We start from the raw sequence: 26,093 nt of genomic DNA, 5'->3' as shown, positions 1-26,093 counted from the left end.
CTACTTCCCCTGTTCCTTCAGCTCCGGGCGGCCCGGCTGCTCGCCGCCGCGCTCCTTGATGTACGTCTCGGTCGGCACCATCACCTTGCGGCGGAACACGCACACCAGCGTGCCGTCCTGCTTGTAGCCCTTGGTCTCGACGTGGACGATGCCGCGGTCGTTCTTCGACTTCGACGGCCACTTGTCGAGCACGGTCGTCTGGCCGTAGACCGTGTCACCGTGGAACGTCGGGGCGACGTGCCTGAGCGACTCGATCTCCAGGTTGGCGATCGCCTTGCCGGAGACGTCGGGCACGGACATGCCGAGCAGGAGCGAGTAGATGTAGTTGCCCACGACGACGTTCTTGCCGAAGTCCGTCGTCTTCTCGGCGTAGTTCGTGTCCATGTGGAGCGGGTGGTGGTTCATGGTGAGGAGACAGAACAGGTGGTCGTCGTACTCGGTGACCGTCTTGCCCGGCCAGTGCTTGTACGTCGCCCCGACCTCGAACTCCTCGTAGGTGCGTCCGAACTGCATGGTCCTCAGGCCTCCGGGATCTCGAACTTCGACGTGCGCCGCATGCCGGCGGCGCGGCCCTTGCCCGAGATGACCAGGGCCATCTTGCGGCTGGCCTCGTCGATCATCTCGTCGCCGAGCATCGCGGAGCCCTTCTTGCCGCCGGCCTCGGACGTGTAGTAGTCGTACGCGTCCAGGATCAGCTCGGCGTGGTCGTAGTCCTCCTGCGACGGCGAGAAGATCTCGTTGGACGCCTCGACCTGGCCCGGGTGCAGCACCCACTTGCCGTCGAAGCCGAGGGCCGCGGCGCGCTGCGCGACCTCGCGGTAGCCGTCCACGTTGCGGATCTGGAGGTAGGGTCCGTCGATCGCCTGGAGGTCGTTGGCGCGGGCGGCCATCAGGATCTTCATCAGGATGTAGTGGTAGGCGTCCGCCGGGTAGCCGGGCGGCTGCTCGCCCACGACCAGGGACTTCATGTTGATGGACGCCATGAAGTCGGCCGGGCCGAAGATGATGGTCTCGACGCGCGGGGAGGCCTGCGCGATCTCGTTGACGTTGTTGAGGCCGCGGGCGTTCTCGATCTGCGCCTCGATGCCGATCCGGCCGACCTCGAAGCCCATCGTCTTCTCGATCTGGGTGAGGAGCAGGTCGAGGGCCACCACCTGCTGGGCGTCCTGGACCTTCGGCAGCATGATGCAGTCGAGGTTCGGGCCGGCGCCCTCGACGACCGTCACGACGTCCCGGTACGTCCACTCCGTCGTCCAGTCGTTGACGCGCACGACGCGGGTCTTGCCGGTCCAGTCGCCCTCGTTGAGGAACTTCACGATGGTGTGCCGCGCCTCGGGCTTGGCGAGCGGCGCGCAGGCGTCCTCCAGGTCGAGGAAGACCTGGTCCGCCGGGAGGCCCTGGGCCTTCTCCAGGAAGCGCGGGTTCGAGCCCGGTACCGCCAGGCAGGAACGCCGAGGGCGAAGGCGGTTCACGGTCGTCATGCGGGGACCTCCAGGGGGTCGAGCTTGTTCGCTGTGCGGATCTCGTCGACGATGCGGCCGATGATCCCGGTGATGTCGAAGTCCTTCGGGGTGAAGACCGCGGCCACTCCGGCGGCCCGCAGCTGTTCGGCGTCACCGCTGGGGATGATGCCACCGGCGATCACCGGTATATCCGTGGCACCGGCCACACGGAGCCGTTCGAGCACGTCCGGTACCAGCTGGGCGTGCGAGCCGGAGAGGATGGACAGGCCCACCGCGTGCACGTCCTCCGCGAGGGCGGCGTCCACGATCTGCTCCGGGGTGAGCCGGATGCCCTGGTAGACCACCTCGAACCCGGCGTCACGGGCCCGTACGGCGATCTGCTCGGCACCGTTGGAGTGCCCGTCCAGGCCCGGCTTGCCGACCAGGAAGCGCAGCTTGCCGACGCCCAGGTCCTTCGCCGTCAGGTCCGCCTTGCGGCGCACCTCGGACAGGGCCGAGCCCTCCTCGGCGGCGACCGCCACCGGGGCGGACGAGACACCGGTCGGCGCCCGGAACTCCCCGAACACCTCGCGCAGCGCCCCGGCCCACTCTCCGGTCGTGACGCCGGCGCGGGCGCACTCCAGGGTGGCCTCCATGAGGTTGCCGGTGCCACGCGCGGCCTCCTTCAGCTTCTCCAGCGCCTTGCAGGGACGCGGGTGGTTGAAGGGCGGCTGGTAGCGCGTGTCGCGCCAGTTCCGCAGGGAGGCGATGACGCGGGCCTCCACCGCCGGGTCGACCGTCTGGATCGCGGTGTCCAGGTCGGCGGTCAGCGGGTTGGGCTCGGTGCCCTCGAAGGCGTTGACACCGATGATCTTCTCCGTGCCGGACTCGATCCGGGCCCGCCGCTCGGCGTGCGAGGAGACCAGCTGCGACTTGAGGTAGCCGGACTCGACGGCGGCCATTGCGCCGCCCATCTCCTCGATCCGCCCCATCTCCGCGAGCGAGTCCGCGACCAGCTCCTCCACCTTCGCCTCGATCACCTTCGAGCCCTCGAAGATGTCGTCGTACTCCAGCAGATCGCTCTCGTACGCCAGCACCTGCTGGATGCGCAGCGACCACTGCTGGTCCCAGGGGCGGGGCAGGCCGAGGGCCTCGTTCCAGGCCGGCAGCTGCACGGCACGCGCGCGTGCGTCCTTGGAGAGGGTGACGGCCAGCATCTCCAGGACGATCCGCTGGACGTTGTTCTCCGGCTGCGCCTCGGTCAGTCCGAGCGAGTTGACCTGGACGCCGTAGCGGAAGCGGCGGTGCTTGGGGTTCTCGATGCCGTACCGCTCACGGGTGACCCGGTCCCAGATGCGGCCGAACGCGCGCATCTTGCACATCTCCTCGACGAAGCGCACGCCCGCGTTCACGAAGAAGGAGATACGGCCGACCACGTCACCCATGCGCTCCTGCGGCACCTGGCCGCTGTCGCGCACGGCGTCGAGCACGGCGATCGCGGTGGACATCGCGTACGCGATCTCCTGCACCGGTGTGGCCCCGGCCTCCTGCAGGTGGTAGCTGCAGATGTTGATCGGGTTCCACTTCGGGAGGTGGGAGACCGTGTACGCGATCATGTCCGTCGTGAGGCGGAGCGACGGGCCCGGCGGGAAGACGTGCGTCCCCCGGGACAGGTACTCCTTCACGATGTCGTTCTGGGTGGTCCCCTGGAGCCGGGTGATGTCCGCGCCCTGCTCCTCGGCGACGACCTGGTAGAGCGCCAGCAGCCACATGGCGGTGGCGTTGATCGTCATCGAGGTGTTCATCTGCTCCAGGGGGATGTCCTGGAACAGCCGGCGCATGTCACCGAGGTGCGCGACCGGCACGCCGACCCGGCCGACCTCGCCGCGGGCGAGGACGTGGTCGGAGTCGTAGCCGGTCTGCGTCGGCAGGTCGAAGGCGACCGACAGACCGGTCTGGCCCTTGGCGAGGTTGCGCCGGTACAGCTCGTTGGACGCCTCGGCGGTGGAGTGACCGGCGTAGGTCCGCATCAACCACGGACGGTCCTTCTGACGCTCTGTCATCGTCCGGCCCTCAGATGTTCCGGAAGCGGTTGATGGCGTCGACGTGCTTGGCGCGCTTCTCGTGGTCGCGCACGCCCAGGCCCTCCTCGGGCGCCATGCACAGCACGCCGACCTTGCCCTGGTGCGCGTTGCGGTGCACGTCGTGGGCGGCCTGGCCGGTGTCCTCCAGGGAGTACACCTTCGACAGGGTCGGGTGGATCCTGCCCTTCGCGATCAGCCGGTTGGCCTCCCAGGCCTCGCGGTAGTTGGCGAAGTGCGAGCCGATGATGCGCTTCAGCGACATCCACAGGTAGCGGTTGTCGTACTCGTGCATGTAGCCCGAGGTCGAGGCGCAGGTGGTGATGGTGCCGCCCTTGCGGGTGACGTAGACCGAGGCGCCGAAGGTCTCGCGGCCGGGGTGCTCGAAGACGATGTCGATGTCCTCGCCGCCGGTGAACTCGCGGATGCGCTTGCCGAAGCGCTTCCACTCCTTCGGGTCCTGGGTGCGCTCGTCCTTCCAGAACCTGTAGCCCTCGGCGCTGCGGTCGATGATCGCCTCGGCGCCCATCGACCGGCAGATGTCCGCCTTCTGCTCGCTGGAGACGACGCAGATCGGGTTGGCGCCGCCGGCGAGGGCGAACTGGGTGGCGTACGAGCCGAGTCCGCCGCTCGCGCCCCAGATGAGGACGTTGTCGCCCTGCTTCATGCCGGCGCCGTTGCGGGACACCAGCTGCCGGTACGCGGTGGAGTTGACCAGGCCCGGAGCGGCGGCCTCCTCCCAGCTCAGGTGGTCCGGCTTCGGCATCAGCTGGTTCGACTTCACCAGTGCGATCTCCGCCAGGCCGCCGAAGTTGGTCTCGAAGCCCCAGATGCGCTGCTCGGGGTCGAGCATCGTGTCGTTGTGGCCGTCGGACGACTCCAGCTCGACGGAGAGACAGTGGGCGACGACCTCGTCACCGGGCCGCCAGGCGTTGACGCCGGGGCCGGTGCGCAGCACGACGCCCGCGAGGTCGGAGCCGATGATGTGGTACGGCAGGTCGTGGCGCTTGGTGAGCTCGCTGAGCCGGCCGTAGCGCTCCAGGAAGCCGAACGTCGACAGCGGCTCGAAGATCGAGGTCCACACCGAGTTGTAGTTGACCGAGGAGGCCATGACGGCCACCAGGGCCTCGCCCGGGCCCAGTTCGGGCAGCGGCACCTCGTCGAGGTGGATCGACTTGCGGGGGTCCTTGTCGCGGGTCTCGAGGCCCGCGAACATCTCCGTCTCGTCCTTGTGCACGGTGATCGCGCGGTACGACTCGGGGAGCGGCAGGGCGGCGAAGTCCTCCGACGTGGAGTCGGGCGACTGGATCGCGGCCAGGATGTCCTTCACGGTCACGGTGTTGCCTCCGGCGATGAGCGCCCTGAGGGAGGGGCGCTGAGGGTTACGTCGGTGTGCTGCTGAGGGTTGGGGGTTGCCGTCGGTTCGGCGGTGGTGCTTCGGCAGCGCTTGGTGTGCGCGGGAGGTTGCCTGTGACGCAGGCGTCCGGACGTGCGGGCGGTGGGCCCGCCGGGACTCGCCCGGACTCCTTCAACGTATGGCACGCCGTGTCAGCCCGCAAGGCACTGAGTGTCAGAACCTGGGCTCAGGTGAAATCTTTACGCATCAGATGAGCGATGATCGATCGAACCGGCTCCGAAACGCATCCGAAAAGGTGCCCTGACATGGCAAAACGGCCACCCGGTGGGGTGGCCGTCATCACAGCGGTGAGAGGGCTGTCCAGTGCTCCTCGGCGTCTGTTCAGCGCTCCTTGAGCGCCTGCTCGATGGTCCGCATCACCTCGTCCAGCGGGGCGTCCACATGCGCGACCGTCACCAGGACCTCGCCGTGCGTGGACGCCGAGGACGCGGGCGGCTTCGGCGGCGCGGTGCGCCGGCCCGCCATGATCCCGCTGCCGAAGGTCTTGCGGACGATCGCGAAGGCGTGGTCCAGCTGGGCCTCGACATCGCCCTGCCCGTCGGCCCGCAGCCAGCGCCGCAGCACGTGGTTGTGCGCGGTGACCACGGCGGACGCGGCGACCTCCGCCAGCAGCGGGTCGTCGTTGGCGTCGTCGTCGTGCGCGTGCTCGTCGAAGTGACCGAGCAGATAGCGGGTGAAGAGGCGCTCGTAGCGGGCCACCGACGCGATCTCCGCCTCGCGCAGGGTGGGCACCTCGCGCGTCAGCCGGTAGCGGGCGACCGAGATCTCCGGCCGCGCCGCGTACATCTTCATGACCTCCTTGATGCCACGGCACACCGTGTCGAGCGGATGCTCGTGCGCGGGGGCGGCGTTGAGCACCGCCTCGGCGCGGACCAGGGTGTCGTCGTGGTCGGGGAAGATCGCCTCCTCCTTGGAACGGAAGTGGCGGAAGAAGGTGCGGCGGGCGACCCCGGCGGCGGCCGCGATCTCGTCGACGGTGGTGGCCTCGTACCCCTTGGTCGCGAACAGCTCCATCGCGGCGGCCGCCAGTTCCCGGCGCATTTTGAGCCGCTGGGCGGCGGCGCGAGAGCCTGCGGCGCTTTCCGGCGGCTCGGTCGTGGCGGGCGTACGTACGGACTTGGCGGGCTGGGACATGCCCTGAACGTACTGCATGTGCGCAGCTCGGTGCGCATGACCGGGGGCTCCCCCGCCCTCGGCGGGCGGGGGAGGGGCACTGTGGGCCGGCGGCGGGAACCGGTCGGGGCCGAGCAGTCCGCCCCATTCCGCGCCGCCCTCGAACCGGTCGCCGGGGCGCGGCTCAGCGCTTGGCATATTCGCGGAAGCCACGGCCGGTCTTGCGGCCGAGGCAGCCCGCGGCCACCAGGTGCTCAAGCAGCGGCGCCGGCGCGAGACCCGGATCGCGGAACTCGCGGTGCAGCACCTTCTCGATGGCGAGCGAGACATCGAGCCCGACGACGTCCAGCAGCTCGAACGGGCCCATCGGGTAACCGCCGCCCAGCTTCATCGCGGCGTCGATGTCGTCGAGGGACGCGTAGTGCTCCTGCACCATCTTGATCGCGTTGTTGAGGTACGGGAACAGCAGCGCGTTCACGATGAACCCGGCCCGGTCACCGCAGTCCACGGCGTGCTTGCGGATCGTGCCGCACACCTCGCGCACGGTGGCGTGCACGTCGTCGGCGGTCAGCACCGTACGCACCACCTCGACCAGCTTCATCGCCGGCGCGGGGTTGAAGAAGTGCATGCCGATCACGTCCTGCGGGCGCGAGGTGGCGCGGGCGCAGGCCACGACCGGGAGGGAGGACGTGGTGGTGGCGAGGACCGCGCCCGGCTTGCAGACCTTGTCCAGCGTCGCGAAGAGCTGCCGCTTGACCTCCAGGTCCTCGGCGACCGCCTCGACCGCGAGATCGACGTCGGCGAAGTCGTCGTAGGTGCCCGTCGGACGCACCCGCTCCAGGGCCTGGGCGGCGGCCTCGGCGGTCATCCGCCCCTTGTCGACGGAGCGCGCCAGGGATTTCCCGATCCGGGCCTTGGCGCTCTGTGCCTTCTCCTCGCCGCGGGCGGCCAGGACCACCTCGTAGCCGGCCTTGGCGAAGACCTCGGCGATACCGGAGGCCATGGTGCCCGAGCCCGCGACACCCACCGAACGCACCGTACGGCCGGGGGCCGCGAAGACGTCTCCGAGCGGGGTGAGGGCGTCGCGCACGACGGTTTTGCCGCCGGGTGCCTCGTACGTGTAGAAACCGCGCCCCGCCTTGCGGCCCGTCAGGCCCGCCTCGCTGAGCTGCTTGAGGATCGGGGCCGGCGCGTGCAGCCGGTCACGGGACTCGGCGTACATGGCCTCCAGGACCGTGCGCGCCGTGTCGACACCGATCAGGTCGAGCAGCGCCAGCGGGCCCATGGGCAGTCCGCAGCCCAGCCGCATCGCGGCGTCGATGTCCTCGCGGGAGGCGTAGTTCGCCTCGTACATCGCGGCGGCCTGGTTGAGGTAGCCGAACAGCAGCCCGTCGGCGACGAATCCGGGCCGGTCACCGACGGCCACGGGCTCCTTGCCCAGGTCCAGCGCGAGATCGGTGACCGCGGTGACGGCCGCGGGCGCGGTCAGCACGCTGGACACGACCTCGACCAGCTTCATCGCCGGCGCCGGGTTGAAGAAGTGCATGCCCAGCACCCGCTCGGGGTGGGCCGAGTCGGCGGCGAGACGCGTGACGGACAGGGCGTTGGTACCGGTCGCCAGAACGGTCTCCGGCCGCACGATCCCGTCGAGTTCACGGAGGATCTGCTGCTTGATCCCGTACGACTCCGGCGCCACCTCGATCACCAGATCGGCGCCGGCCGCCGCCGCGAGGTCGGTGGAGGTGGTCACGCGGGCGAGGAGGTCCGCGCGCCGCTCCTCGGTCAGCCGGCCGCGCTCCACGGCGCGGGCGGTGGAGGCTTCCAGGGCGGCGACGCACTTCGCCGCCTGCGCCTCGCTGATGTCGATGCCGATGACGTCGCGGCCGGCGCCGGCCAGGACCTCGGTGATGCCGGTGCCCATCGTGCCGAGGCCGACCACGGCGACGGTCCGGAGCGGGGACAGAGGGGTGTCGGAGAGGGGAGTGGCCATCGCGGGACTCCAGGAATGAGGGTGACGACGGGAAACACGCCCGGGTGCGCCGAAGGGCGCACCGGGTGCGTGCGGGATGCGGGTGTGGGCCGGGCTGCGAGCGCACACGCCCGGCGCCGCCGGTGAACGACGGTCGATCCGACCGGCCCTGTCCCGGGGCCGAGCCGTACTGCGGTACACGGGGTACCGAACCGACTGCGACTCGCGGCGGCCGCGTCACCAGACCGCCGTGAGGAGGGTAGCGAGTGGGTAACTCGCTCTTCTGAGCTTAACTCGCGGGTAACGAGCGCGCCAGCCCCCGGCTTTGTGATGTACGTCCCGGACGGCCCCGCACACCCCTAACCTCTGAACCATGGACGAAGAGTTGCGATCGCTCACGGAGCGCTTACGGGCGGAGTCGGGCGGATCGACGGCGTACGACCGTCTCCTGGCCACGGACGACCCCGACACCCTGGCCGGCGTCCTCACCGAACCCGGACAACCGCTCTGGGCCCGCGAACTGGCCGCGTTCCGGCTGGGGCTGGCGGGGGACCGCAGGGCCTTCGAGGCACTCGTCCTCCTCCTCAACCACCGCGACCCGCCGCGCTGCGCCTCCGCCGCCCACGCCCTCGCCCGCCTCGGCGACCCGCGCACCGCCCGCGCCGCCGCCGCCCTCGCCACCAACGAACTCCGCGTCGCCTACGCCCTGCACCCGGTCCGCCTGCTCACCGCACTGCGCGCCCCCGAGGCGGTCCCCGCCCTGATCACCACGTTGCGGCGGCGGCTGCGCCCCCATGACCCCTACCGCCGGGTCGCGCTGGCCTGTGTGGAAGGGCTGGGCGAACTCGGCGACCCGCGCGCCGAACCCGTACTGAACGAAGCCCTCGCCCACCCGGCACTGGCCGAGGCGGCGGTCCACGCCCTGGCCCGGATCCCCCGGCCGCGCTAGGGGGCGTCAGCCGGTGAGCTCCCGCGCGTACCGCACCTCGGGCACCACCACCCCGGCCACCTCGAAGGGCTCCTCCGCCCCGTCCGCGCCGAACCCCGCCCGCTCGTAGAAACGGCGGGCGCGGGTGTTGCCCTCGAGGACCCACAGATACATGCGCTCGTGACCGGCGGCGGCGCAGCGGCGGACCGCCTCGGTGAGCAGCGTCCGCCCCACGCCCCGGCCGATGCGCTCGGGCGGCAGGTACAGCGCGTACAACTCGGCGTCCCCGGTGCGCACGTCGCCGTCCCGGTACGGGCCGAACGCGGCCCACCCGGCGAGCTCACCGCCGTCGGCCTCGGCGACGAGGTTCACCACACCGCCGTCGCCGTGCCGCAGACGGGTGCGGTGCCGCTCGGCGTCCGCCGCGATGTCGAGGCCGTCGAGATACGGCTGCGGGACGAGCCCCCGGTAGGCGTGCCGCCAGCCCCGTACACGGATCCCCGCCACGCCGTCGCAGTCGTCCGCGGTCATCGGCCGCAGCAGGAATCCGCTCATGCGCCCATCATGGACCACGGGTACGACAGCCCGCTCCCGACGGCGCGTCAGGTGCTCAGCTCCGGAAGCCGAGCAGGCCGTGCAGGGTCGAACCGCGCGCCGACGTCGGTGCCGCCTTCGACGTCAGCGGCTCGGGATCGGGCAGCGCCGCGCACACCGCGTCGGCCTCGCCGCCGCCCCCGCGCGGCACGGTCCCGTCGGCCAGATAGGCCGCCAGATGCCGGTCCAGACAGGCGTTCCCGCTCAGCGTGACGCCGTGGTTGCCACCGCCCGACTCGACCACCAGGCCGGAACGGGCCAGCAGCCGGTGGACGGTGACACCGCCCTGGTACGGGGTCGCCGCGTCGTGCGTCGCCTGGAACAGCAGCGCGGGCGGCAGCTTGCCGTTGCGGATGCGCTCCGGCCGCAGGGACTCGGCCGGCCAGAACGCGCACGGCGCGTTGTACCAGGCGTTGTTCCAGGCCATGAAGGGCGCCCGCTCGTACACCTCCCAGTTGTCCTTGCGCCACTGCCGCCAGTCACGCGGCCAGGCGGCGTCCCGGCACTGCACCGCGGTGTAGACGCTGTAGCCGTTGTCACCGGCGGCGTCGCTCGCGCCGAAGTTCTCGTACGCCTCGACCAGCGGCTCGGCGTCCCGCTCCTTCACGTACGCCGAGAACGCCTCCGCGAGATAGGGCCAGTAGCCGTTGTAGTAGCCGCCCGGGAGGTAGGTGTCCTCCAGTTCGGCGGCGCCCACCTTCCCGTCGGCCGGGTCCTTCTTCAGGGCCGCGCGCATCGCGTACCAGGCGGCCTCGACCTTCTCCGGGTCGGCGCCCAGCCCGTACGCCGAGTCGTGCTCGGCGACCCAGGCCATGAAGGCGCGGTGGCGGTCGTTGAACGCGTGGTCCTGGTTCAGATTGGCGTCGTACCAGACCTCGGTGGGGTCGACGACCGAGTCCAGGACCAGGCGCCGCACCCGCTCCGGGAACAGCTTGGCGTAGACGGCGCCCAGGTAGGTGCCGTAGGAGTAGCCGAAGTAGTTGAGCTTCTCCGCGCCCAGCGCCCGCCGGATCACGTCCATGTCGCGCACCGTGCTGTTCGTGTCGATGTACGGCAGCAGATCCGCGTACTCGCGTCCGCAGGCCGCGGCGAAGGACTGCACGCGCGCGAGGTTGGCCCGCTCGACCTCGGGCGAGGCCGGCACCGGGTCCGGGCGCACCGGGCCGAAGTGGCCCGGCCCGCAGTCCAGCGCCGGCTCGCTCGCGCCCACCCCGCGCGGGTCGAAGCCGATGACGTCGTACTGGGCGGCCACCTCCTTCGGCAGCGCCGCCGCGACGAACCCGGCGAGCGTCAGACCGCTGCCGCCGGGGCCGCCCGGGTTCACCAGCAGGGGGCCCTGGTACCGCTCCGCGGTGTGCGGGACGCGGGACAGCGCGAGCGTGATCCTCCGCCCGGCGGGCCCGGTGTGGTCGAGCGGCACCTCGACGGACGCGCACTGCAGTGTCGGATAGTCGTCGGTGCCGCACTTCCTCCACACGGGTTTCGCGGCGTGGAAGGTCTCCGCGGCGCGCGGGGTGCCGGCCTCGGCGGGCGCGGCCGTGAGGCTTCCGGCCAGGACGACGGCGGCACCGCACAGCACGGCTGCGCTTCTTCTCATGACGGTGTCCTCCCAGGACGGAGGTGCTGCGGACCGCGGGGCTCACGGTTCACGCGGCATCGTCCCGATATGAGGCCACATCCGAACATGTTCTGTTGATTCTTGACCCGATCGGATCGCCGGAAGCGCTCGAACGCTCTTAAAGGAGCGTCAGTTGGGTCGGCTCGGCCGCCGGAGACTCGGCCGGCCCGGCGGCGCGGATCCGGCGGGGCATCTCCGCGCGGGCGGGGCCGATGCCGTACTCCTGGGCCAGCTCGTGCACCTGCCGGGTGATGCGGCGCTGGTACCACTTCGGGGCGTAGGCGCCGTCCGCGTACAGCCGCTCGTAGCGGGCCACCAGGTACGGGTGGTGCCGCCCGAGCCAGGCCGTGAACCACTCGCGGGCGCCCGGCCGCAGATGCAGCACCAGCGGGGTGACGGAGGTGGCACCCGAGGCCGCGACGGCCCGCACGGCCGCCCGCAGTTGGTCCGGGCGGTCGCTGAGGAACGGGATCACCGGCGCCATCAGGACCCCGCAGTCGATGCCGTGCCCGGTGAACGTCCGGACCACGTCGAGGCGCCGCTCCGGTGCCGGAGTGCCCGGCTCGACCGTCCGCCACAGCCCCTCGTCCGTGAAACCGACCGAGACCGAGACGCCCACGTCGGTCACCTCGGCGGCCTGCTTCAGCAGCGGCAGGTCCCGCAGGATCAGCGTGCCCTTGGTGAGGATCGAGAACGGGTTGGCGCGGTCGCGCAGGGCGGCGAGGATGCCCGGCATCAGCCGGTAGCGGCCCTCCGCCCGCTGGTAGCAGTCGACGTTCGTGCCCATCGCTATGTGCTCGCCCCGCCAGTCGGGGGAGGCCAGCCGGTGGCGCAGCAGCTCGGGCGCGTTCGTCTTGACCACGATCTGGCTGTCGAAGCCGAGGCCGGTGTCGAGGTCCAGATAGCTGTGGGACTTGCGGGCGAAGCAGTACACACACGCGTGCGAGCAGCCCCGGTACGGGTTCACCGTCCACTCGAACGGCATGCGGGAGGCCCCCGGCACCCGGTTGACGATGGAGCGGGCCCGGATCTCGTGGAAGGTGATTCCGGCGAACTCGGGCGTGTCGAAGGTGCGGGTCGTGACCGTCTCCGCGCCGAACAGGGCGGTGTCGGCCCGGCTGTGTTCGGAGTCCGGTGAGAGGTTCTCCCAGCGCATGACGCCTCCTCGGTGTCGCTGCGGCACAGAATAGAACAGGTGTTCCCTTGATCGTGCGAGCGACATCTTCGGTCACCCTCCCGATCACATCCGGACCCCCGATTTGGGCGGCCGGGCACGGGGGTGGTTGGCTTGCCCCGACCCCGAGAACCCATGCCCTGGAGGTAAGCGATGGCGCAGGTCGAGGCCACTACGGAGCGGATCGTCGCGGCGGACGCGGAGACGGTGTTCGACGCCCTCGCCGACTACAGCGGCACCCGCGGGAAGGTGCTGCCCGAGCAGTACAGCGAGTACGAGGTCCGCGAGGGCGGCGACGGCGAGGGCACCCTCGTGCACTGGAAGCTCCAGGCCACCAGCAAGCGCGTGCGCGACTGCCTCCTGGAGGTCACCGAGCCGACCGACGGCGAACTGGTCGAGAAGGACCGCAACTCCTCCATGGTCACCACCTGGCGGGTCACCCCGGCCGGCGAGGGCCGCTCCCGCGTCGTGGTGACCACCGTCTGGAACGGCGCCGGCGGCATCGGCGGCTTCTTCGAGAAGACCTTCGCGCCCAAGGGTCTCGCCCGTATCCACGACGCCCTGCTGGCCAGGCTGGCCGCGGAGGTCGAGAAGTAAGGGGCGGCAAACCCTCGTAAACGGTGCGGAGTTGGCTCCTCACCGTTTCGAGTGATCTCGTTACGGCCCTTCTCGGTCCCGTAACTCACCGCGCTTGCTCGTAGTTGTCGCTTTTACGCGGGAATTGTCCGGCGGTGCGACGAGGGGAGCGGCACGTGGGCGGGATCACTCTGACGCAGGACGAGCCGGTCACGGCACCACCGGCCGGGGGCCCACCGCCCCCGGCACCGGTCGTCGAACAGGGCCTGAGCCCGCGCCGGGTCCGGCTGGTCTTCCTCGCGCTGATGCTGGCGCTGCTGCTCGCCGCCCTGGAGCAGATGATCGTCGCCACCGCGCTCCCGAGGATCGTCGGCGAGCTGCACGGCCTGGACCGGATGTCCTGGGCGATCACCGCCTATCTGCTCACCGCCACCGTCGGACTGCCGGTCTACGGAAAGCTCGGCGACCTGCTCGGACGCAAGGGCGTCTTCCAGTTCGCGATCCTCGTGTTCGTCGTCGGCTCCGCGCTGGCGGGCCGCGCGTCCACCATGGACGAGCTGATCGCCTACCGCGCGGTGCAGGGCGTCGGCGCGGGCGGCCTGATGATCGGCGTCCAGGCGATCATCGCGGACATCGTGCCCGCGCGCCGGCGCGGACGCTTCATGGGACTGATCGGCGCCGCCTTCGGCCTCGCGTCCGTCGCCGGGCCGCTGCTCGGCGGCTACTTCACCGACCACCTCTCCTGGCGCTGGTGCTTCTACGTCAACGTCCCCTTCGGCATCGCCACCATGGCCGTCGTCGCCCTGGCGCTCAGACTCCCCAAGCCGGCCGCACGGGGCCGCTTCGACGTCCTCGGCACCCTCCTGCTGGCCACCGCCTCCACCTGCCTGGTGCTGCTGACCGGCTGGGGCGGCACCGAGTACGCCTGGGACTCCCGGGTCGTGCTCGGACTCGGCGCGGGCGCCGCCGTCGCCACCGTCCTCTTCCTCGTCGTCGAGCGCTTCGCCGCCGAACCCCTCATCCCGCTGCGGCTGTTCCGGGACTCCGTCTTCAACGTCACAGGGCTGGTGGGGCTGGTGATCGGCGTCGCCCTGTTCGGCGCCACCAGTTACCTGCCGACGTATCTCCAGATGGTCGAGGGGGCCACCGCCACCGGGTCCGGACTGCTGATGCTGCCCATGATGGGCGGCATCGTCGGCGCCTCGGTCATCTCCGGGCAGCTCATCAGCCGTTCCGGCCGCTACCGGCGCCATCCCGTCGTCGGCGCCGCCCTCTCCGCCGTCGGCATGTGGCTGCTGTCCCGTCTGGAGACCGGCACGCCCCGGCTGCACTACAGCATCTGGATGGCCGTCCTCGGCGCCGGTATCGGCATGGTGATGCCGGTGCTGATCCTCGCCGTGCAGAACTCCGTGCGCCCCGCCGACCTCGGTACCGCCACCAGCGCCAACAACTTCTTCCGGCAGATCGGCGGCAGCGTCGGCGCCGCCGTCTTCGGCACCCTCTTCGCCGGCCGGCTCACCGACGCGCTCGACGAGCGCCTCCCCGCGCACGCGGGCAGCGGGCCGCTCGACGCCGAGTCGATCACCCCCGAACTCGTCCACGCGCTGCCGCCCGAGCTGCGCGACGCCTACGTGCAGGCCTACGCCGACGCCATGCCGCGCATCTTCCTCCACCTGGTGCCGGTGCTCGTCCTCGGCCTGCTCATCGCCTTCTTCCTCAAGGAGAAACCACTGGTGTCCCACCACACCCCCACCGCCGACCCGGCCCACTTCACGGCACAGGTACCGCACGCGCGCCCCCACGCTTCGAGCGGGGGGACCCCCGCCTCGCTCCGCTCCCCGCACGCCGGCGGCATCCCCGTCTGCGGGACCGTGCAGCACCCCGACGGGACCGTCGTACCGCGCGCCGCGCTCACCCTCATCGACGTCACCGGACAGCAGACCGGACGGGGCGCCAGCGGCGAGGACGGACGGTACGCGCTGGCCACGCCAGGACCGGGATCGTACGTCCTGATCGCCGCCGCCGGCGGTCACCAGCCGCAGGCGGTCTCCGTGACCGTCGGCGAGCGGCCCGTCGAACTCGATGTCGTCCTCGGCGGTGCGGGCCGTCTCGCCGGCAGTGTCGTCACCGCCGACGGCACACCGGTGCGGGACGCCGCCGTCACCCTCACCAACGTCCACGGGGAGGTGGTCGCCAGTACCCGCAGCGGCCGGGAGGGCGGCTACGTCATCAGCGAGCTGGTGGCCGGCGAGTACACCCTCGCCGCGAGCGCGCCCGCCTTCCGTCCGGCCGCCCTCCCCGTCACCGTGCAGGCCGCCCGCGAGACCCGCCAGGACGTCGAGCTGGCCGGCGGCGCGGTGCTGCGCGGCACCGTCAGGGCCGGCGGCGGACGGCCCGTGGAGGAGGCCCGTGTGACCCTGCTGGACGCGGCGGGCAACGTCGTCGACACCCTCACCACGGGACCCGACGGCATCTTCCGCTTCGTCGACCTGTCGTCCGGCGAGTACACCGTCATCGCCGCCGGTTACCCACCGGTCGCGACCGTGCTCCAGATGGCCGGCGGAGGCCGCACGGAACGCGACCTCCAACTCGGCCACGAGGACTGAAACGGTCGGTCACGCGCGGGAACGTACGCCGGTGCGAGCACCGGCGAGCAATTCCCGCGTTGGCACACATCGCGGCCGACCGTGGCCGTACGGTGGTGACGGCGGTACAGATCTTGCACAGCCGGGGGAGAGAGGGCCTGGGCCATGGACCGTGGCACCGAGCGGGACGCACCTCCGGAACGCCGAGCGGGGGACGGCACGGCGGCCGAACGGGGCGGCGCCGGCCGTATCCCGCTGGCCGTGGTCGTGGTGGACCGCGACGGACTCGTCTCCCACTGGAGCAGGGGCGCGCGGCGCCTGTTCTCCCTCCCCAAGGAGGACGCGCTCGGCCGCCCGGCGGCCGACCTGCTGCCCGTGACCGGGGCCCTGCCCGAGGAGCCGGGGGAGCCCGGGGACGAGGAGCCCTACGGGGCGTACGCCGCCTACGACGGTCTGGGACCCGGCCTCGGCGCCTCGCTCGGCGGGGGCCTGTCCTACCCGGCGGCGGGCCGGGCCCGGCTGGCCGCGGCCGATGCCGGGCGGGTCGACGTGCTGTGGTGGGCCTACCCGCTGGTGGGGCCGGGCCGCGAGCGGCTGCTGGTGCTGGCCGCCGACGCGGACGGACTGCTGCGCACGGACGGGGCCGGGACGTTCGAGCGCATCGCGCCCGGCTTCGCCCTGCACACCGACTTCCCCGGCTCCGAGGACCTCGCCCGCCGGCTCCCCGAGATCCTCCCCAGCATGAGCGTCGGCGACAGCGCCCGTATCGTCGCCCAGGTCCTCGAACTGGGTTATCCCGTCCTGGAGTTCAGCCAGAACGACCGGGTGCCCGTCACCCCCGACTGGGGCGTGCCCCGGCGCATCGAACGCCGGGAGCGCCGCGAACGGGCCGCGCGGGCGCTGGCGGCCGGCGAGCCGGTGCCCGAGGAACTGCGGGACGAGGGCGAGGACCTCGAGTACGCCGCCGTCCGCGAGCGCCTGGAGTTCCTCAACGAGGTCAGCTCCCGGATCGGCACCTCCCTCGACCTCTCCCGCACCATCGTCGAGGTCAGCAAGGCCGTCGTGCCCCGCTTCACCGACGTCGCCGGCACCTACCTGCGCGAACAGGTCGTCGCCGGTGAGGGATTCGACGAGGGCGTGCCGGACACCACCACCCTGTGGCACCGGGTCGCCCTGGAGCACACCGACGAACCCGGCCGCTGGGACGACGTCGTACCCGTCGGCGAGGCCATGCCCTTTCCGGCGCACACCCCGTTCTTCCGGTGCATGACCACCGGCGAACCCGTCCTCGTGCCGCGCATCAGCGAGGAGATGGGCCACGCCATCGCCTCGCAGTTCGAGAAGCGCGACATCCGGCCGCTGATCACCGGCCGCTCCATGCTGGTCGTCCCGCTGAAGGCACGCCACGCCGTCCTCGGCTTCATGATCCTGCTGCGCCATCCGGAGCGGCAGGTCTTCAACGACATGGACCGGGTCACCGGCGCCGAACTCGCCGCCCGCGCGGGCCTCGTGCTCGACAACGCGCGCATGTACACGTACCAGGAGAACGTCGCCGAGACGCTCCAGGACAGCATGCTGCCGCACATCCCGCCGCGCATGGCGGGCTGCGACATCGCCACCCGCTATCTGCCGGGCACCCTGCTCGGGCGGATCGGCGGCGACTGGTTCGACGCGGTGAAACTGCCCGGCGCCCGTACCGCGTTCGTCGTCGGCGACGTCATGGGGCACGGGCTGAACTCGGCCGCGATGATGGGCCAGTTGCGCACCGCCGTGCAGACCATGGCCGGACTGGACCTGCCGCCCGCGCAACTCCTGCGCAACCTCGACGACCTCGCCCAGCGGCTCGGCGACACCTACCTCGCGACCTGCCTGTACGCCGTCCACGACCCCATCGCGGGCGAACTGCGCCTCGCCAACGCCGGACACGTCCCGCCCGTGCTGGTCCGCGCCGCCGACGGGCGCAGCGAACTGCTCGACCTGCCCACCGGGGCGCCCATCGGCGTCGGCGGGGTGCCCTTCGAGACGGTGCGCGTGCCCGTGGAGCCGGGTGACCGGCTGGTGATGTGCACCGACGGACTGGTCGAGGTGCGCGGCGAGGACATCGGTGTCGGGCTCGCCACGCTGTGCGAGTCCGCCGCCCACCCGGCCGCCTCCATGGACGACGCCTGCGACACCATCATCCGAGCGCTCAACACACAGGGCGGCCGCAAGGACGACGTGGCCCTGCTGATGGCCCGCCTCGGCGGCATCGAACCCGACGACGTCGCCGAATGGCGGCTCGTCGCCGAGCCGTCCGAGGTCGGCCGGGCCCGCGCGGTGGTCCGCGAGCAGCTCCACGACTGGGGGCTGCCGAAGCTCGTCGACAGTACCGAGCTGATGGTGAGCGAACTCGTCACCAACGCCGTACTGCACTCCCACGCCCGACCCGTCGCCCTGCGGCTGGTGCGCGGCGACACGCTGCTGTGCGAGGTGGAGGACGACGACCACGAACTGCCGACGCTGCTCGACGCGCGGCCGGCGGACGAGTTCGGGCGGGGACTGCGCGTGGTCAGCACCCTCGCCCGCCAGTGGGGCACCAGCCGGACGACGACCGGCAAGAGCGTGTGGTTCGAACTGACACTGCCGCGACGACGCTGAGCGCCGGTGGTACACGGCGCACTCCGGGGCGAACGGGCCGTGAAGGAACGCGCCGTACGCTTGTCCGCGCGCCCGGGGCGCGATACACCGTACTGGCCCGTCGCACGGGGCGGGTCGGCGTCGCACCCTGGGGAGTCGGTCATGAGCGTGACGAGTCGGTACCGGGAGGCCTGGGAGGGCTTCTGGCGTGAGGCACCCGACGAGGAGGGGGCCGTGTTCTGGGACGCGGAGCCCGCCCTGACGGTGGCCCGCCACCTCGCCCTGTTCGAACCGCATCTGACCGACCCCTGGCTGCCCCTGGTGGACCTCGGGTGCGGCAACGGCACCCAGACCCGCTTCCTCGCCGACCGCTTCCCGCACGTCCTCGGGGCCGACCTCTCCGCCGCCGCCCTGGACCGCGCCCGCGCCGCCGATCCGGCCGGGCAGGCGGCGTACCGGCGGCTGGACGCCGTCGACAAGGCCGGGACGCAGGCGCTGCACGCCGAACTCGGCGACGCCAACGTGTACATGCGCGGCGTGCTGCACCAGTGCGAGCCCGACGACCGGCAGGCGCTGGCGGACGCCGTCGCCACGGTGGTCGGCGACCGCGGCCGTGCCTTCCTCGTCGAGCCCTCCGAGGCCGCCGGAGCCGTCCTGCGGGGCCTCGCGGCCGGCCCCGCGGGACCGCCGCCCAAACTCGCGCCCGTCCTGCGGCACGGCATAGCCCCCGGCGAGGTCGACGACGCGGCCGTGCCCGAGTTCCTGACCGCGGCCGGACTGACCGTACTGGCGAACGGCACCCTGCCGCTGACCACCACGGAGCACGGCCCCGACGGCACCCGTATCGAGCTGCCGTCCCTCTGGTTCGTGACGGGACGCGCCGTAAGGCAGTGCCTGGTGAGGAGCGATGCGCCCTTCACCGGTCCGGACCGGTGAGAGTTATCCACAGGCTGGCCGGGATTCGGCGGAACCACGTAGCGTGTGCCGCATGAAGATCCTCATCAGCGCCGACATGGAGGGCGCCACCGGTGTCACCTGGCCGGCCGACGTGCTGCCGGGGACTCCCCAGTGGGAGCGGTGCCGGTCCATGTTCACCTCGGACGTCAACGCCGCCGTGCAGGGGTTCTTCGACGGCGGCGCCGACGAGGTGCTGATCAACGAGGCCCACTGGACCATGCGCAACCTGCTCCTCGAGCAGCTGGACGAGCGGGCCGAGATGCTCACCGGGCGGCACAAGTCCCTCTCCATGGTCGAGGGCGTGCAGCACGGCGACGTGGACGGCATCGCGTTCGTCGGCTACCACGCCGGCGCAGGCATGGAGGGCGTCCTCGCGCACACCTTCCTCGCCAACTCCATCACCGGGGTGTGGGTGAACGACGTACGGGCCAGCGAGGGCCTGCTCAACGCGCATGTGGCCGCCGAGTACGGGGTGCCGGTGGTCCTGGTGACCGGTGACGACGTCGCCTGCGAGGACGCGCTCGGCTACGCGCCCGAGGCGCTGAAGGTCGCCGTCAAGGACCATGTGTCCCGGTACGCGGCCGTGTGCCGCACCCCCGCCCGGACGGCCGCCGACATCCGCGCGGCGGCCGAGGAGGCGGCCACGCTGGCGGTGCGCCGGGAGCCCGTCGACGGCGGGCCGTTCACCGTCGCGGTGGAGTTCGACGCCGAGCACCTGGCGATGGCCGCCACCGTCGTGCCGGGCGTGACCCGCACCGGCGAGCGGAAGGTGGCGTACACCAGCGGGACCATGTACGACGGGATCCGCACCTTCAAGGCGGTCACCACGATCGCCTCGGCCGCGGTGGAGGAGCAGTATGGCTGACGAGCGGGCCATGGACGAGGTCGTGACGTTCACGTCCGACCTGATCAGGATCGACACGACCAACAGGGGCGGAGGCGACTGCCGGGAGCGGCCCGCCGCCGAGTACGCCGCCGCGCGGCTCGCGGAGGCGGGACTCGAGCCGGTGCTCCTGGAACGCGTCCCGGGCCGCGCCAACGTCGTCGCCCGTCTGGAGGGCACCGACCCGTCGGCCGACGCGCTGCTCGTCCACGGGCATCTGGACGTCGTCCCGGCCGAGGCCGCCGACTGGAGCGTGCACCCGTTCTCCGGGGAGGTCCGCGACGGCGTCGTCTGGGGGCGCGGCGCCGTCGACATGAAGAACATGGACGCGATGATCCTCGCCGTGGTGCGGGCCTGGGCGCGCGAGGGCGTACGGCCCCGGCGGGACATCGTCATCGCGTTCACCGCGGACGAGGAGGCCAGCGCCGAGGACGGCTCCGGCTTCCTCGCCGACCGGCACGCCCACCTCTTCGAGGGCTGCACCGAGGGCGTCAGCGAGTCGGGCGCGTTCACCTTCCACGACGGCGGCGGGCGGCAGATCTACCCGATCGCGGCCGGCGAGCGCGGCACGGCCTGGATGAGGCTCACCGCGCGCGGCCGGGCCGGGCACGGCTCCAAGGTCAACCGGGAGAACGCGGTGACCCGCCTCGCCGCCGCCGTCACCCGCATCGGCGAGCACCAGTGGCCGCTGCGGCTCACCCCGACCGTACGGGCCGCGCTCACCGAACTCGCAGCCGTGTACGGCATCCAGACCGACCTGTCCGACGTGGACACGCTGCTGGACAAGCTCGGCACGGCCGGGAAGCTCGTCGAGGCCACCGTCCGCAACAGCGCCAACCCGACGATGCTGGACGCCGGTTACAAGGTCAACGTGATCCCCGGGGAGGCCGTGGCGCACGTCGACGGACGGTATCTGCCGGGTACCGAGGACGAGTTCCGCACGACCATGGACCGGCTCACCGGACCGGACGTCGACTGGGAGTTCGAGCACCACGAGGTGGCGCTCCAGGCGCCGGTGGACTCCCCGACGTTCGCCCGGATGCGGGCCGCCGTCGAGGAGTTCGCGCCCGAGGGGCAGGTGGTGCCGTACTGCATGTCCGGCGGCACGGACGCCAAGCAGTTCTCCCGGCTGGGCATCACCGGCTACGGATTCGCGCCGCTGAGGCTGCCGGAGGGCTTCGACTACCAGGCACTCTTCCACGGCGTCGACGAGCGCGTCCCGGTCGAGGCGCTCCGGTTCGGTGTCCGGGTCCTCGACCGGTTCCTGCGGACGGCCTGAGCGAGTGGGGGAGACAGTGCGGAACCTGGCGTACGGCGAGTGGCCCTCGCCCATCGACGCGGCCACGGCCGCGGCCCACGACGGCAGCCCCGAGTCCGTGGGCTTCGTCGGCGACGAGGTGTGGTGGACCGAGCCCCGGCCCACCGAGGCCGGCCGCCGCACCCTGGTGCGGCGGCACGCCGACGGCACCGAGGAGCCGGTCCTGCCCGCGCCGTGGAACGTGCGGAGCCGGGTCATCGAGTACGGCGGCCGGCCCTGGGCCGGCACCGTGCGCGACGGTGTCCCGCTCGTGGTGTTCGTGAACTTCGCCGACCAGCGCCTCCACCGGTACGAGCCGGGCGCCGAGCCCCGCCCGCTCACCCCCGTGTCCCCGGTCGGGCAGGGGCTGCGCTGGGCCGATCCGGTGCTGCTGCCGGAGCGCGGCGAGGTGTGGTGCGTCCTGGAGGAGTTCACCGGCGACGGCCCCAGCGACGTGCGCCGGGTCCTGGCCGCCGTACCGCTGGACGGCTCCGCCGCCGGTGACCGCGGCGCCGTGCGGGAACTGAGCGACGGCCGGCACCGCTTCGTCACCGGGCCGCGCCTCTCACCGGACGGGCGGCGCGCCGCCTGGCTCGGCTGGGACCACCCGCGCATGCCGTGGGACGGCACCGAACTGCTCGTCGCCGACGTCGCCGCCGACGGCACCCTGCGCGACGCCCGTACGGTGGCCGGCGGACCCGAGGAGTCCGTCGCCCAGGCCGACTGGACCCCCGACGGCCGGCTGCTGTACGCGAGCGACCGCACCGGCTGGTGGAACCTCTACCGGGACGGGGAGCCGGTCTGCCCGCGCGAGGAGGAGTTCGGCGGACCGCTGTGGAAGCTGGGCCTGCGCTGGTTCGCCCCGCTGGACAGCGGCCTGATCGCCGTCCTGCACGGCCGGGGCGCGCCCGCGCTCGGCATCCTCGACCCCGAGACCTGCGAGGTCGTCGACGCCGCCGGCCCGTGGAGCGAGTTCACGCCCACCCTCGCGGCGCACGGCGAGCGGGTCGTCGCCGTCGGGGCCGGACCGCGCAGCGCCCACGAGGTGGTGGAGCTGGACACCCGGACGGGCCACGCCCGGGTGATCGGCGCCCGCCACGAGGACGCGGTGGACCCGGCGTACTACCCCGAGCCGCGGGTCCGCACGTTCACCGGACCGGACGGCCGGGAGATCCACGCCCAGGTGTACCCCCCGCACCACCCCGGGTGCACCGGCCCCGCGGACGAGCGTCCCCCGTACGTGATCTGGGCGCACGGCGGCCCCACCGGCCGGGCGCCGCTCGTGCTGGACCTGGAGATCGCCTACTTCACCTCGCGCGGCATCGGCGTCGCCGAGGTCAACTACGGCGGCTCCACCGGATACGGGCGGGAGTACCGCAACCGGCTGCGCGAGCAGTGGGGCGTGGTCGACGTCGAGGACTGCGCCGCCGTCGCGCTGGCCCTCGCCGACGAGGGCACCGCCGACCGCGACCGGCTCGCCGTCCGCGGCGGCAGCGCGGGCGGCTGGACCACCGCCGCCTCGCTCACCACGACCGACGTCTACGCCTGTGGCACCATCATCTATCCGGTGCTCGACCTCACCGGCTGGGGCACGGGGGAGACCCACGACTTCGAGTCCCAGTACCTGGAGAGCCTGATCGGCCCGCGCGCCGAGGTGCCCGAGCGGTACGCGGAACGTTCGCCCGCCGCGCGCGCCGACCGGCTCACCGCGCCGTTCCTGATGCTCCAGGGACTGGACGACGTGATCTGTCCGCCCGCGCAGTGCGAGCGCTTCCTGGCCCGGCTGGCCGGCCGGGGCGTGCCGCACGCCTACCTCACCTTCGAGGGCGAGGGACACGGCTTCCGGCGGGCGGAGACCATGGTGCGCGCTCTGGAGGCGGAACTGTCCCTGTACGCCCAGGTGTTCGGGATGAAACCGCCCGGCGTGCCGGCCCTGGAGCTGGACACGTGAGCCGGGTCCGGGCACTGCGGCGGCCGGCCCGCCTCGCCCCCGGTGCCCGGGTGGCCGTGGTCGCGCCCAGCGGTCCGGTGCCCGAGGAGCGGCTCCAGGCAGGACTCGACGTGCTGCGCGGCTGGGACCTCGACCCCGTGGTGGGCCCCCATGTCCTGGACCGGCACGGCGAGTTCGGCTACCTCGCGGGCGGCGACGCCGACCGGGCCGCCGATCTGCAGTCCGCCTGGTGCGACCCGGCCGTCGACGCGGTGATCTGCGCCCGCGGCGGCTACGGCGTACAGCGCATGGTCGACCTGCTCGACTGGGAGGCGATGCGGGCCGCCGGGCCGAAGGTGTTCGTCGGGTTCAGCGACATCACCGCGCTGCACGAGGCGTTCGCCGTCCGGCTCGGCCTCGTCACCCTGCACGGGCCGATGGCCGCGGGCATCGACTTCGTGAAGAGCACGCGGGCGCAGGACCACCTCAAGGCGACCCTCCTCGCCCCCGACACGGTCCGCACCATCCGTTCCGACGGCACCGCGCTCGTCCCCGGCCGGGCGCGCGGGATCACCCTCGGCGGCTGTCTCTCCCTGCTCGCCGCCGACCTCGGCACTCCGCACGCCAGACCCTCCGCGCGCGGCGGACTGCTCTGCCTGGAGGACGTGGGGGAGGAGACGTACCGCCTCGACCGCTACCTCACCCAACTGTTGCGATCAGGCTGGCTGGACGGGGTCTCCGGGCTGCTGCTCGGCTCCTGGGCCCAGTGCCAGCCGTACGACGGGGTGCGGGCGCTGCTCGCCGACCGGCTCGGCGGCCTCGGGGTTCCGGTGGCCGAGCAGTTCGGGTTCGGGCACTGCGCCGACGCGCTCACCGTCCCCTTCGGTGTCACGGCCGAACTCGACGCCGGCGCGGGCACCCTGACCCTGGACGAACCGGCGCTGAGCTGACCGGCCCGCGTCGCGCGCGGGCCCGTCGTAAGGTGACAGGGTGCCGCACATCGCTTCCCGCTACCTCGCCGAAGGCCGCCGCGTGGGGCTCCGTCACTTCACTCACGCGGACGGCGCCGAATTCACCGCCCGAGCCCGGGAGAGCAAGGACCTCCACCACCCCTGGCTGTTCCCGCCGGACAGCCAGGGCGCGTACGCCGCGTACGCGGGACGGCTGATCGAGGACCGCACCAAGGCGGGGTTCCTGGTCTGCGAGAAGGAGACGGACGGAGCCCTCGCCGGGTTCATCAACATCAACAACATCGTCGAGGGCGGCTTCCTGTGCGGTGCGCTGGGCTACGGCGCCTTCGCGCACGCGGCAGGGCGCGGGCTGATGCGCGAGGGCCTGGACCTCGTGGTGCGGTACGCCTTCGGCCCGATGCGGCTGCACCGCCTGGAGATCAACGTACAGCCCGGCAACGCCGCCTCCATCGCCCTCGCCCGCGCCTGCGGTTTCCGCCTGGAGGGCTTCTCGCCGAAGATGCTCTTCATCGACGGTGCCTGGCGCGACCACCAGCGCTGGGCGCTCACCAGCGAGATGACAGCGGGTCGTTGACGCTCGGACTCCCCGTGGGCCGCGACAACCGGCTGTCCCCGCCTCGCGGGCACCGGCCGGGCGGACCGCCACCCCGAGCGGGCCGCCGAACGCTGTGCGGAGGCCCCGGCCGGGAGCATGGCGGCCGGCCCCCGCGACCCGGGCCCGTGAGCGGTTCCGGCTGGTCGGGGCGGGGCCGCTGCCCGCCGAGGGGCAGCGCGTGGCGGTCCGCGCCGGGACCGGGTGTGTCAGGCGTGGCGGTCCGCGTACTCGTAGACCGCCCCGTCCGGGTGCCGGGCGATGAGGTTGCGGCCCACGGGGGTGGGGAGCGGGCCCGCGAGGATGTCGGCGCCCAGCTCCGCGAGCACCCGGCCGGTCTCCTCGACGTCCTTGACCGCGATGGTCGCGGCGACCCTGCGCAGCACGTCCAGTTCGGCCGCGGGACCGCTCATCAGCAGGAAGCAGCCGACCGCGGCGACCTGGACGCCGCCCCGCTCGAACCGGAGGGCCCTGCCGCCCGCCAGCCGCTCGTAGAAGGGGATGGCGGTCTCGATGTCGTCGACGCAGACACGCAGTGTGGCACCCAGAATCTCCATGGGGACGAGCCTAGTTGGGGCGGCCGCGGCCAGGGCCCCGGCGCGGACGGTCTCCACACCTTGTGCCCGCGGGCGTTACGCGGCCCCCGGCACGGGTACCCGGCGGTCATGCAGCGCTTGGAGCACTTGGAGCATCTGGACAAGCACCTGGTCGACGAGCTGGCACAGGTGGCCCGTGAGACCGTGCGCGACGAACTGCGCGAACAGGCTCGGGGACAGCGCCGCAGGGCCGCCCTGTACGCCGGATCCGGCGCCGCCGCCCTGTACGCGGGCGCGGCCGTCACGCTGGCCGTGGGCCTCGCCCTCGCCCTGGTCCTGCCGGGCTGGGCCGCCGCGCTGATCACGGCCGCGATCCTGGGCGCGCTCGCCTACGCCCTGCGCGCCGCCGCCCGGCCCACGGCGTCCGGGACCGTGCCCGCGCAGGCCACCGCCCCCGGCGGCCGGCCGGCGCCCGTCCCGCCGGTGCCGGCCGCACCGCCCACCGCCGGCGTCGTACCGCCGCGGCCGGACTCCGCCCCCGACGCACCCCGCCACCGGGACTGACCAGTTGAAGGAAGCCGATGGCACAGCTCCTGCCATGGGACCCCGGGACCGTCGTGGTGACCGGGGCGAGCGGTGGCGTGGGCCGGGTTACGGCCCGCACGGCCGGTTCGACGACGAGGCGGTCGACCACGGCCCGCAGGACTGGCTGTCCCGCAACCGGGTTCGGCTGGGCACCGCCCTCACCGTCGGCGCCGGCCTGGTGGCCGCCCGCAGGCTGACCCGTCTCCTCCGGGGCTGACCGGCCGGCTCC

Annotated in this window: 22 protein-coding genes; 12 read left to right on the top strand and 10 right to left on the bottom strand. The window is 72.4% G+C overall.

The genetic code is table 11. From position 1 onward, the window contains the following. The 6 genes from ACFV5H_RS24780 to ACFV5H_RS24755 all read right to left on the bottom strand — a co-directional run bounded on the left by ACFV5H_RS24780 (position 1) and on the right by ACFV5H_RS24755 (position 8,043). Positions 1-513, bottom strand: a complete 513-nt coding sequence (locus ACFV5H_RS24780) for a MaoC family dehydratase (protein WP_385197326.1) — start codon at positions 511-513, stop codon at positions 1-3. Positions 514-518: 5 nt separating this feature from the next. Then, positions 519-1,481 carry an HpcH/HpaI aldolase/citrate lyase family protein gene (locus tag ACFV5H_RS24775; protein ID WP_385044872.1) on the bottom strand — a complete coding sequence of 321 codons (963 nt, stop codon included), beginning with the start codon at positions 1,479-1,481 and terminating at the stop codon, positions 519-521. Next, positions 1,478-3,505, bottom strand: coding sequence for a protein meaA (locus ACFV5H_RS24770; RefSeq protein ID WP_385197324.1), 2,028 nt, complete (start codon positions 3,503-3,505; stop codon positions 1,478-1,480). Before ACFV5H_RS24770 ends, ACFV5H_RS24775 begins: the two co-directional genes overlap by 4 nt. Positions 3,506-3,515: 10 nt before the next feature. Then, positions 3,516-4,859 (bottom strand): crotonyl-CoA carboxylase/reductase, encoded by a 1,344-nt coding sequence (gene ccrA, locus ACFV5H_RS24765; protein ID WP_385197323.1) that lies wholly within the window; start codon positions 4,857-4,859, stop codon positions 3,516-3,518. A 402-nt stretch (positions 4,860-5,261) separates the two neighbouring features. Further along, positions 5,262-6,074: a TetR family transcriptional regulator gene (locus ACFV5H_RS24760; protein ID WP_073931520.1), complete on the bottom strand. Its 813-nt coding sequence runs from the start codon at positions 6,072-6,074 to the stop codon at positions 5,262-5,264. Positions 6,075-6,237: 163 nt separating this feature from the next. Next, entirely contained in the window at positions 6,238-8,043 is a 1,806-nt protein-coding gene (locus ACFV5H_RS24755) for a 3-hydroxyacyl-CoA dehydrogenase family protein (RefSeq protein ID WP_385197322.1), read from the bottom strand. A gap of 352 nt (positions 8,044-8,395) precedes the next feature. Between ACFV5H_RS24755 and ACFV5H_RS24750 the strand changes: the two genes are divergently transcribed. Beyond that, positions 8,396-8,971: an adenylosuccinate lyase gene (locus ACFV5H_RS24750; RefSeq protein ID WP_385044860.1), complete on the top strand. Its 576-nt coding sequence runs from the start codon at positions 8,396-8,398 to the stop codon at positions 8,969-8,971. Positions 8,972-8,977: 6 nt separating this feature from the next. Here ACFV5H_RS24750 and ACFV5H_RS24745 read toward each other — a convergent pair whose 3' ends face one another. From ACFV5H_RS24745 to ACFV5H_RS24735, 3 genes are all read right to left on the bottom strand, one after another. Then, entirely contained in the window at positions 8,978-9,505 is a 528-nt protein-coding gene (locus tag ACFV5H_RS24745; RefSeq protein WP_385044857.1) for a GNAT family N-acetyltransferase, read from the bottom strand. 55 nt (positions 9,506-9,560) lie between these two features. Continuing rightward, positions 9,561-11,141 (bottom strand): alpha/beta hydrolase, encoded by a 1,581-nt coding sequence (locus ACFV5H_RS24740; protein ID WP_385044854.1) that lies wholly within the window; start codon positions 11,139-11,141, stop codon positions 9,561-9,563. Positions 11,142-11,280: 139 nt separating this feature from the next. Beyond that, positions 11,281-12,318, bottom strand: a complete 1,038-nt coding sequence (locus tag ACFV5H_RS24735) for an Rv2578c family radical SAM protein (RefSeq protein WP_385197320.1) — start codon at positions 12,316-12,318, stop codon at positions 11,281-11,283. Positions 12,319-12,489: 171 nt separating this feature from the next. Between ACFV5H_RS24735 and ACFV5H_RS24730 the strand changes: the two genes are divergently transcribed. From ACFV5H_RS24730 to ACFV5H_RS24690, 9 genes are all read left to right on the top strand, one after another. Further along, a complete protein-coding gene (locus tag ACFV5H_RS24730; RefSeq protein WP_385044848.1) occupies positions 12,490-12,933 on the top strand; it encodes an SRPBCC family protein in 444 nt (147 codons plus the stop codon). 155 nt (positions 12,934-13,088) lie between these two features. Next, entirely contained in the window at positions 13,089-15,518 is a 2,430-nt protein-coding gene (locus tag ACFV5H_RS24725; RefSeq protein ID WP_385197319.1) for an MFS transporter, read from the top strand. A gap of 144 nt (positions 15,519-15,662) precedes the next feature. Then, on the top strand, positions 15,663-18,134 hold the full coding sequence (locus ACFV5H_RS24720; RefSeq protein WP_385044842.1) for a SpoIIE family protein phosphatase: 2,472 nt from the start codon (positions 15,663-15,665) through the stop codon (positions 18,132-18,134). A gap of 141 nt (positions 18,135-18,275) precedes the next feature. Beyond that, on the top strand, positions 18,276-19,049 hold the full coding sequence (locus ACFV5H_RS24715) for a methyltransferase domain-containing protein (RefSeq protein WP_385197317.1): 774 nt from the start codon (positions 18,276-18,278) through the stop codon (positions 19,047-19,049). A gap of 52 nt (positions 19,050-19,101) precedes the next feature. Beyond that, positions 19,102-19,935, top strand: a complete 834-nt coding sequence (locus tag ACFV5H_RS24710) for a M55 family metallopeptidase (protein ID WP_385044837.1) — start codon at positions 19,102-19,104, stop codon at positions 19,933-19,935. After that, positions 19,928-21,232 carry a M20/M25/M40 family metallo-hydrolase gene (locus tag ACFV5H_RS24705; protein WP_385044834.1) on the top strand — a complete coding sequence of 435 codons (1,305 nt, stop codon included), beginning with the start codon at positions 19,928-19,930 and terminating at the stop codon, positions 21,230-21,232. The genes ACFV5H_RS24710 and ACFV5H_RS24705 overlap by 8 nt, the downstream gene beginning before the upstream one ends. Before the next feature lie 4 nt (positions 21,233-21,236). Next, the gene (locus ACFV5H_RS24700; RefSeq protein WP_385197316.1) at positions 21,237-23,201 is read left to right on the top strand and encodes a prolyl oligopeptidase family serine peptidase; all 1,965 of its coding nucleotides are present in this window, start codon (positions 21,237-21,239) and stop codon (positions 23,199-23,201) included. Beyond that, a complete protein-coding gene (locus tag ACFV5H_RS24695; protein WP_385044829.1) occupies positions 23,198-24,130 on the top strand; it encodes an LD-carboxypeptidase in 933 nt (310 codons plus the stop codon). Before ACFV5H_RS24700 ends, ACFV5H_RS24695 begins: the two co-directional genes overlap by 4 nt. Before the next feature lie 40 nt (positions 24,131-24,170). Further along, complete coding sequence (locus ACFV5H_RS24690) at positions 24,171-24,725, top strand: GNAT family N-acetyltransferase (protein WP_385044826.1); 555 nt, start codon at positions 24,171-24,173, stop codon at positions 24,723-24,725. A gap of 227 nt (positions 24,726-24,952) precedes the next feature. On the opposite strand, the gene ACFV5H_RS24685 is transcribed toward ACFV5H_RS24690, so the two are convergent. Beyond that, a complete protein-coding gene (locus ACFV5H_RS24685; RefSeq protein ID WP_385044824.1) occupies positions 24,953-25,300 on the bottom strand; it encodes a VOC family protein in 348 nt (115 codons plus the stop codon). Positions 25,301-25,408: 108 nt separating this feature from the next. Between ACFV5H_RS24685 and ACFV5H_RS24680 the strand changes: the two genes are divergently transcribed. Beyond that, positions 25,409-25,843: a phage holin family protein gene (locus ACFV5H_RS24680; protein WP_385044822.1), complete on the top strand. Its 435-nt coding sequence runs from the start codon at positions 25,409-25,411 to the stop codon at positions 25,841-25,843. Between the two features lie 34 nt (positions 25,844-25,877). Then, positions 25,878-26,081, top strand: coding sequence for a hypothetical protein (locus tag ACFV5H_RS24675; protein WP_385197314.1), 204 nt, complete (start codon positions 25,878-25,880; stop codon positions 26,079-26,081). Positions 26,082-26,093 lie beyond the last annotated feature (12 nt).

This window comes from Streptomyces sp. NPDC059787 (genome assembly GCF_042732315.1).
Taxonomy (GTDB): Bacteria; Actinomycetota; Actinomycetes; order Streptomycetales; family Streptomycetaceae; genus Streptomyces; species Streptomyces atrovirens.
The sequence above is the reverse complement of the archived record's forward strand: the minus strand, read 5'-3'. Positions and strand labels throughout refer to the sequence as shown.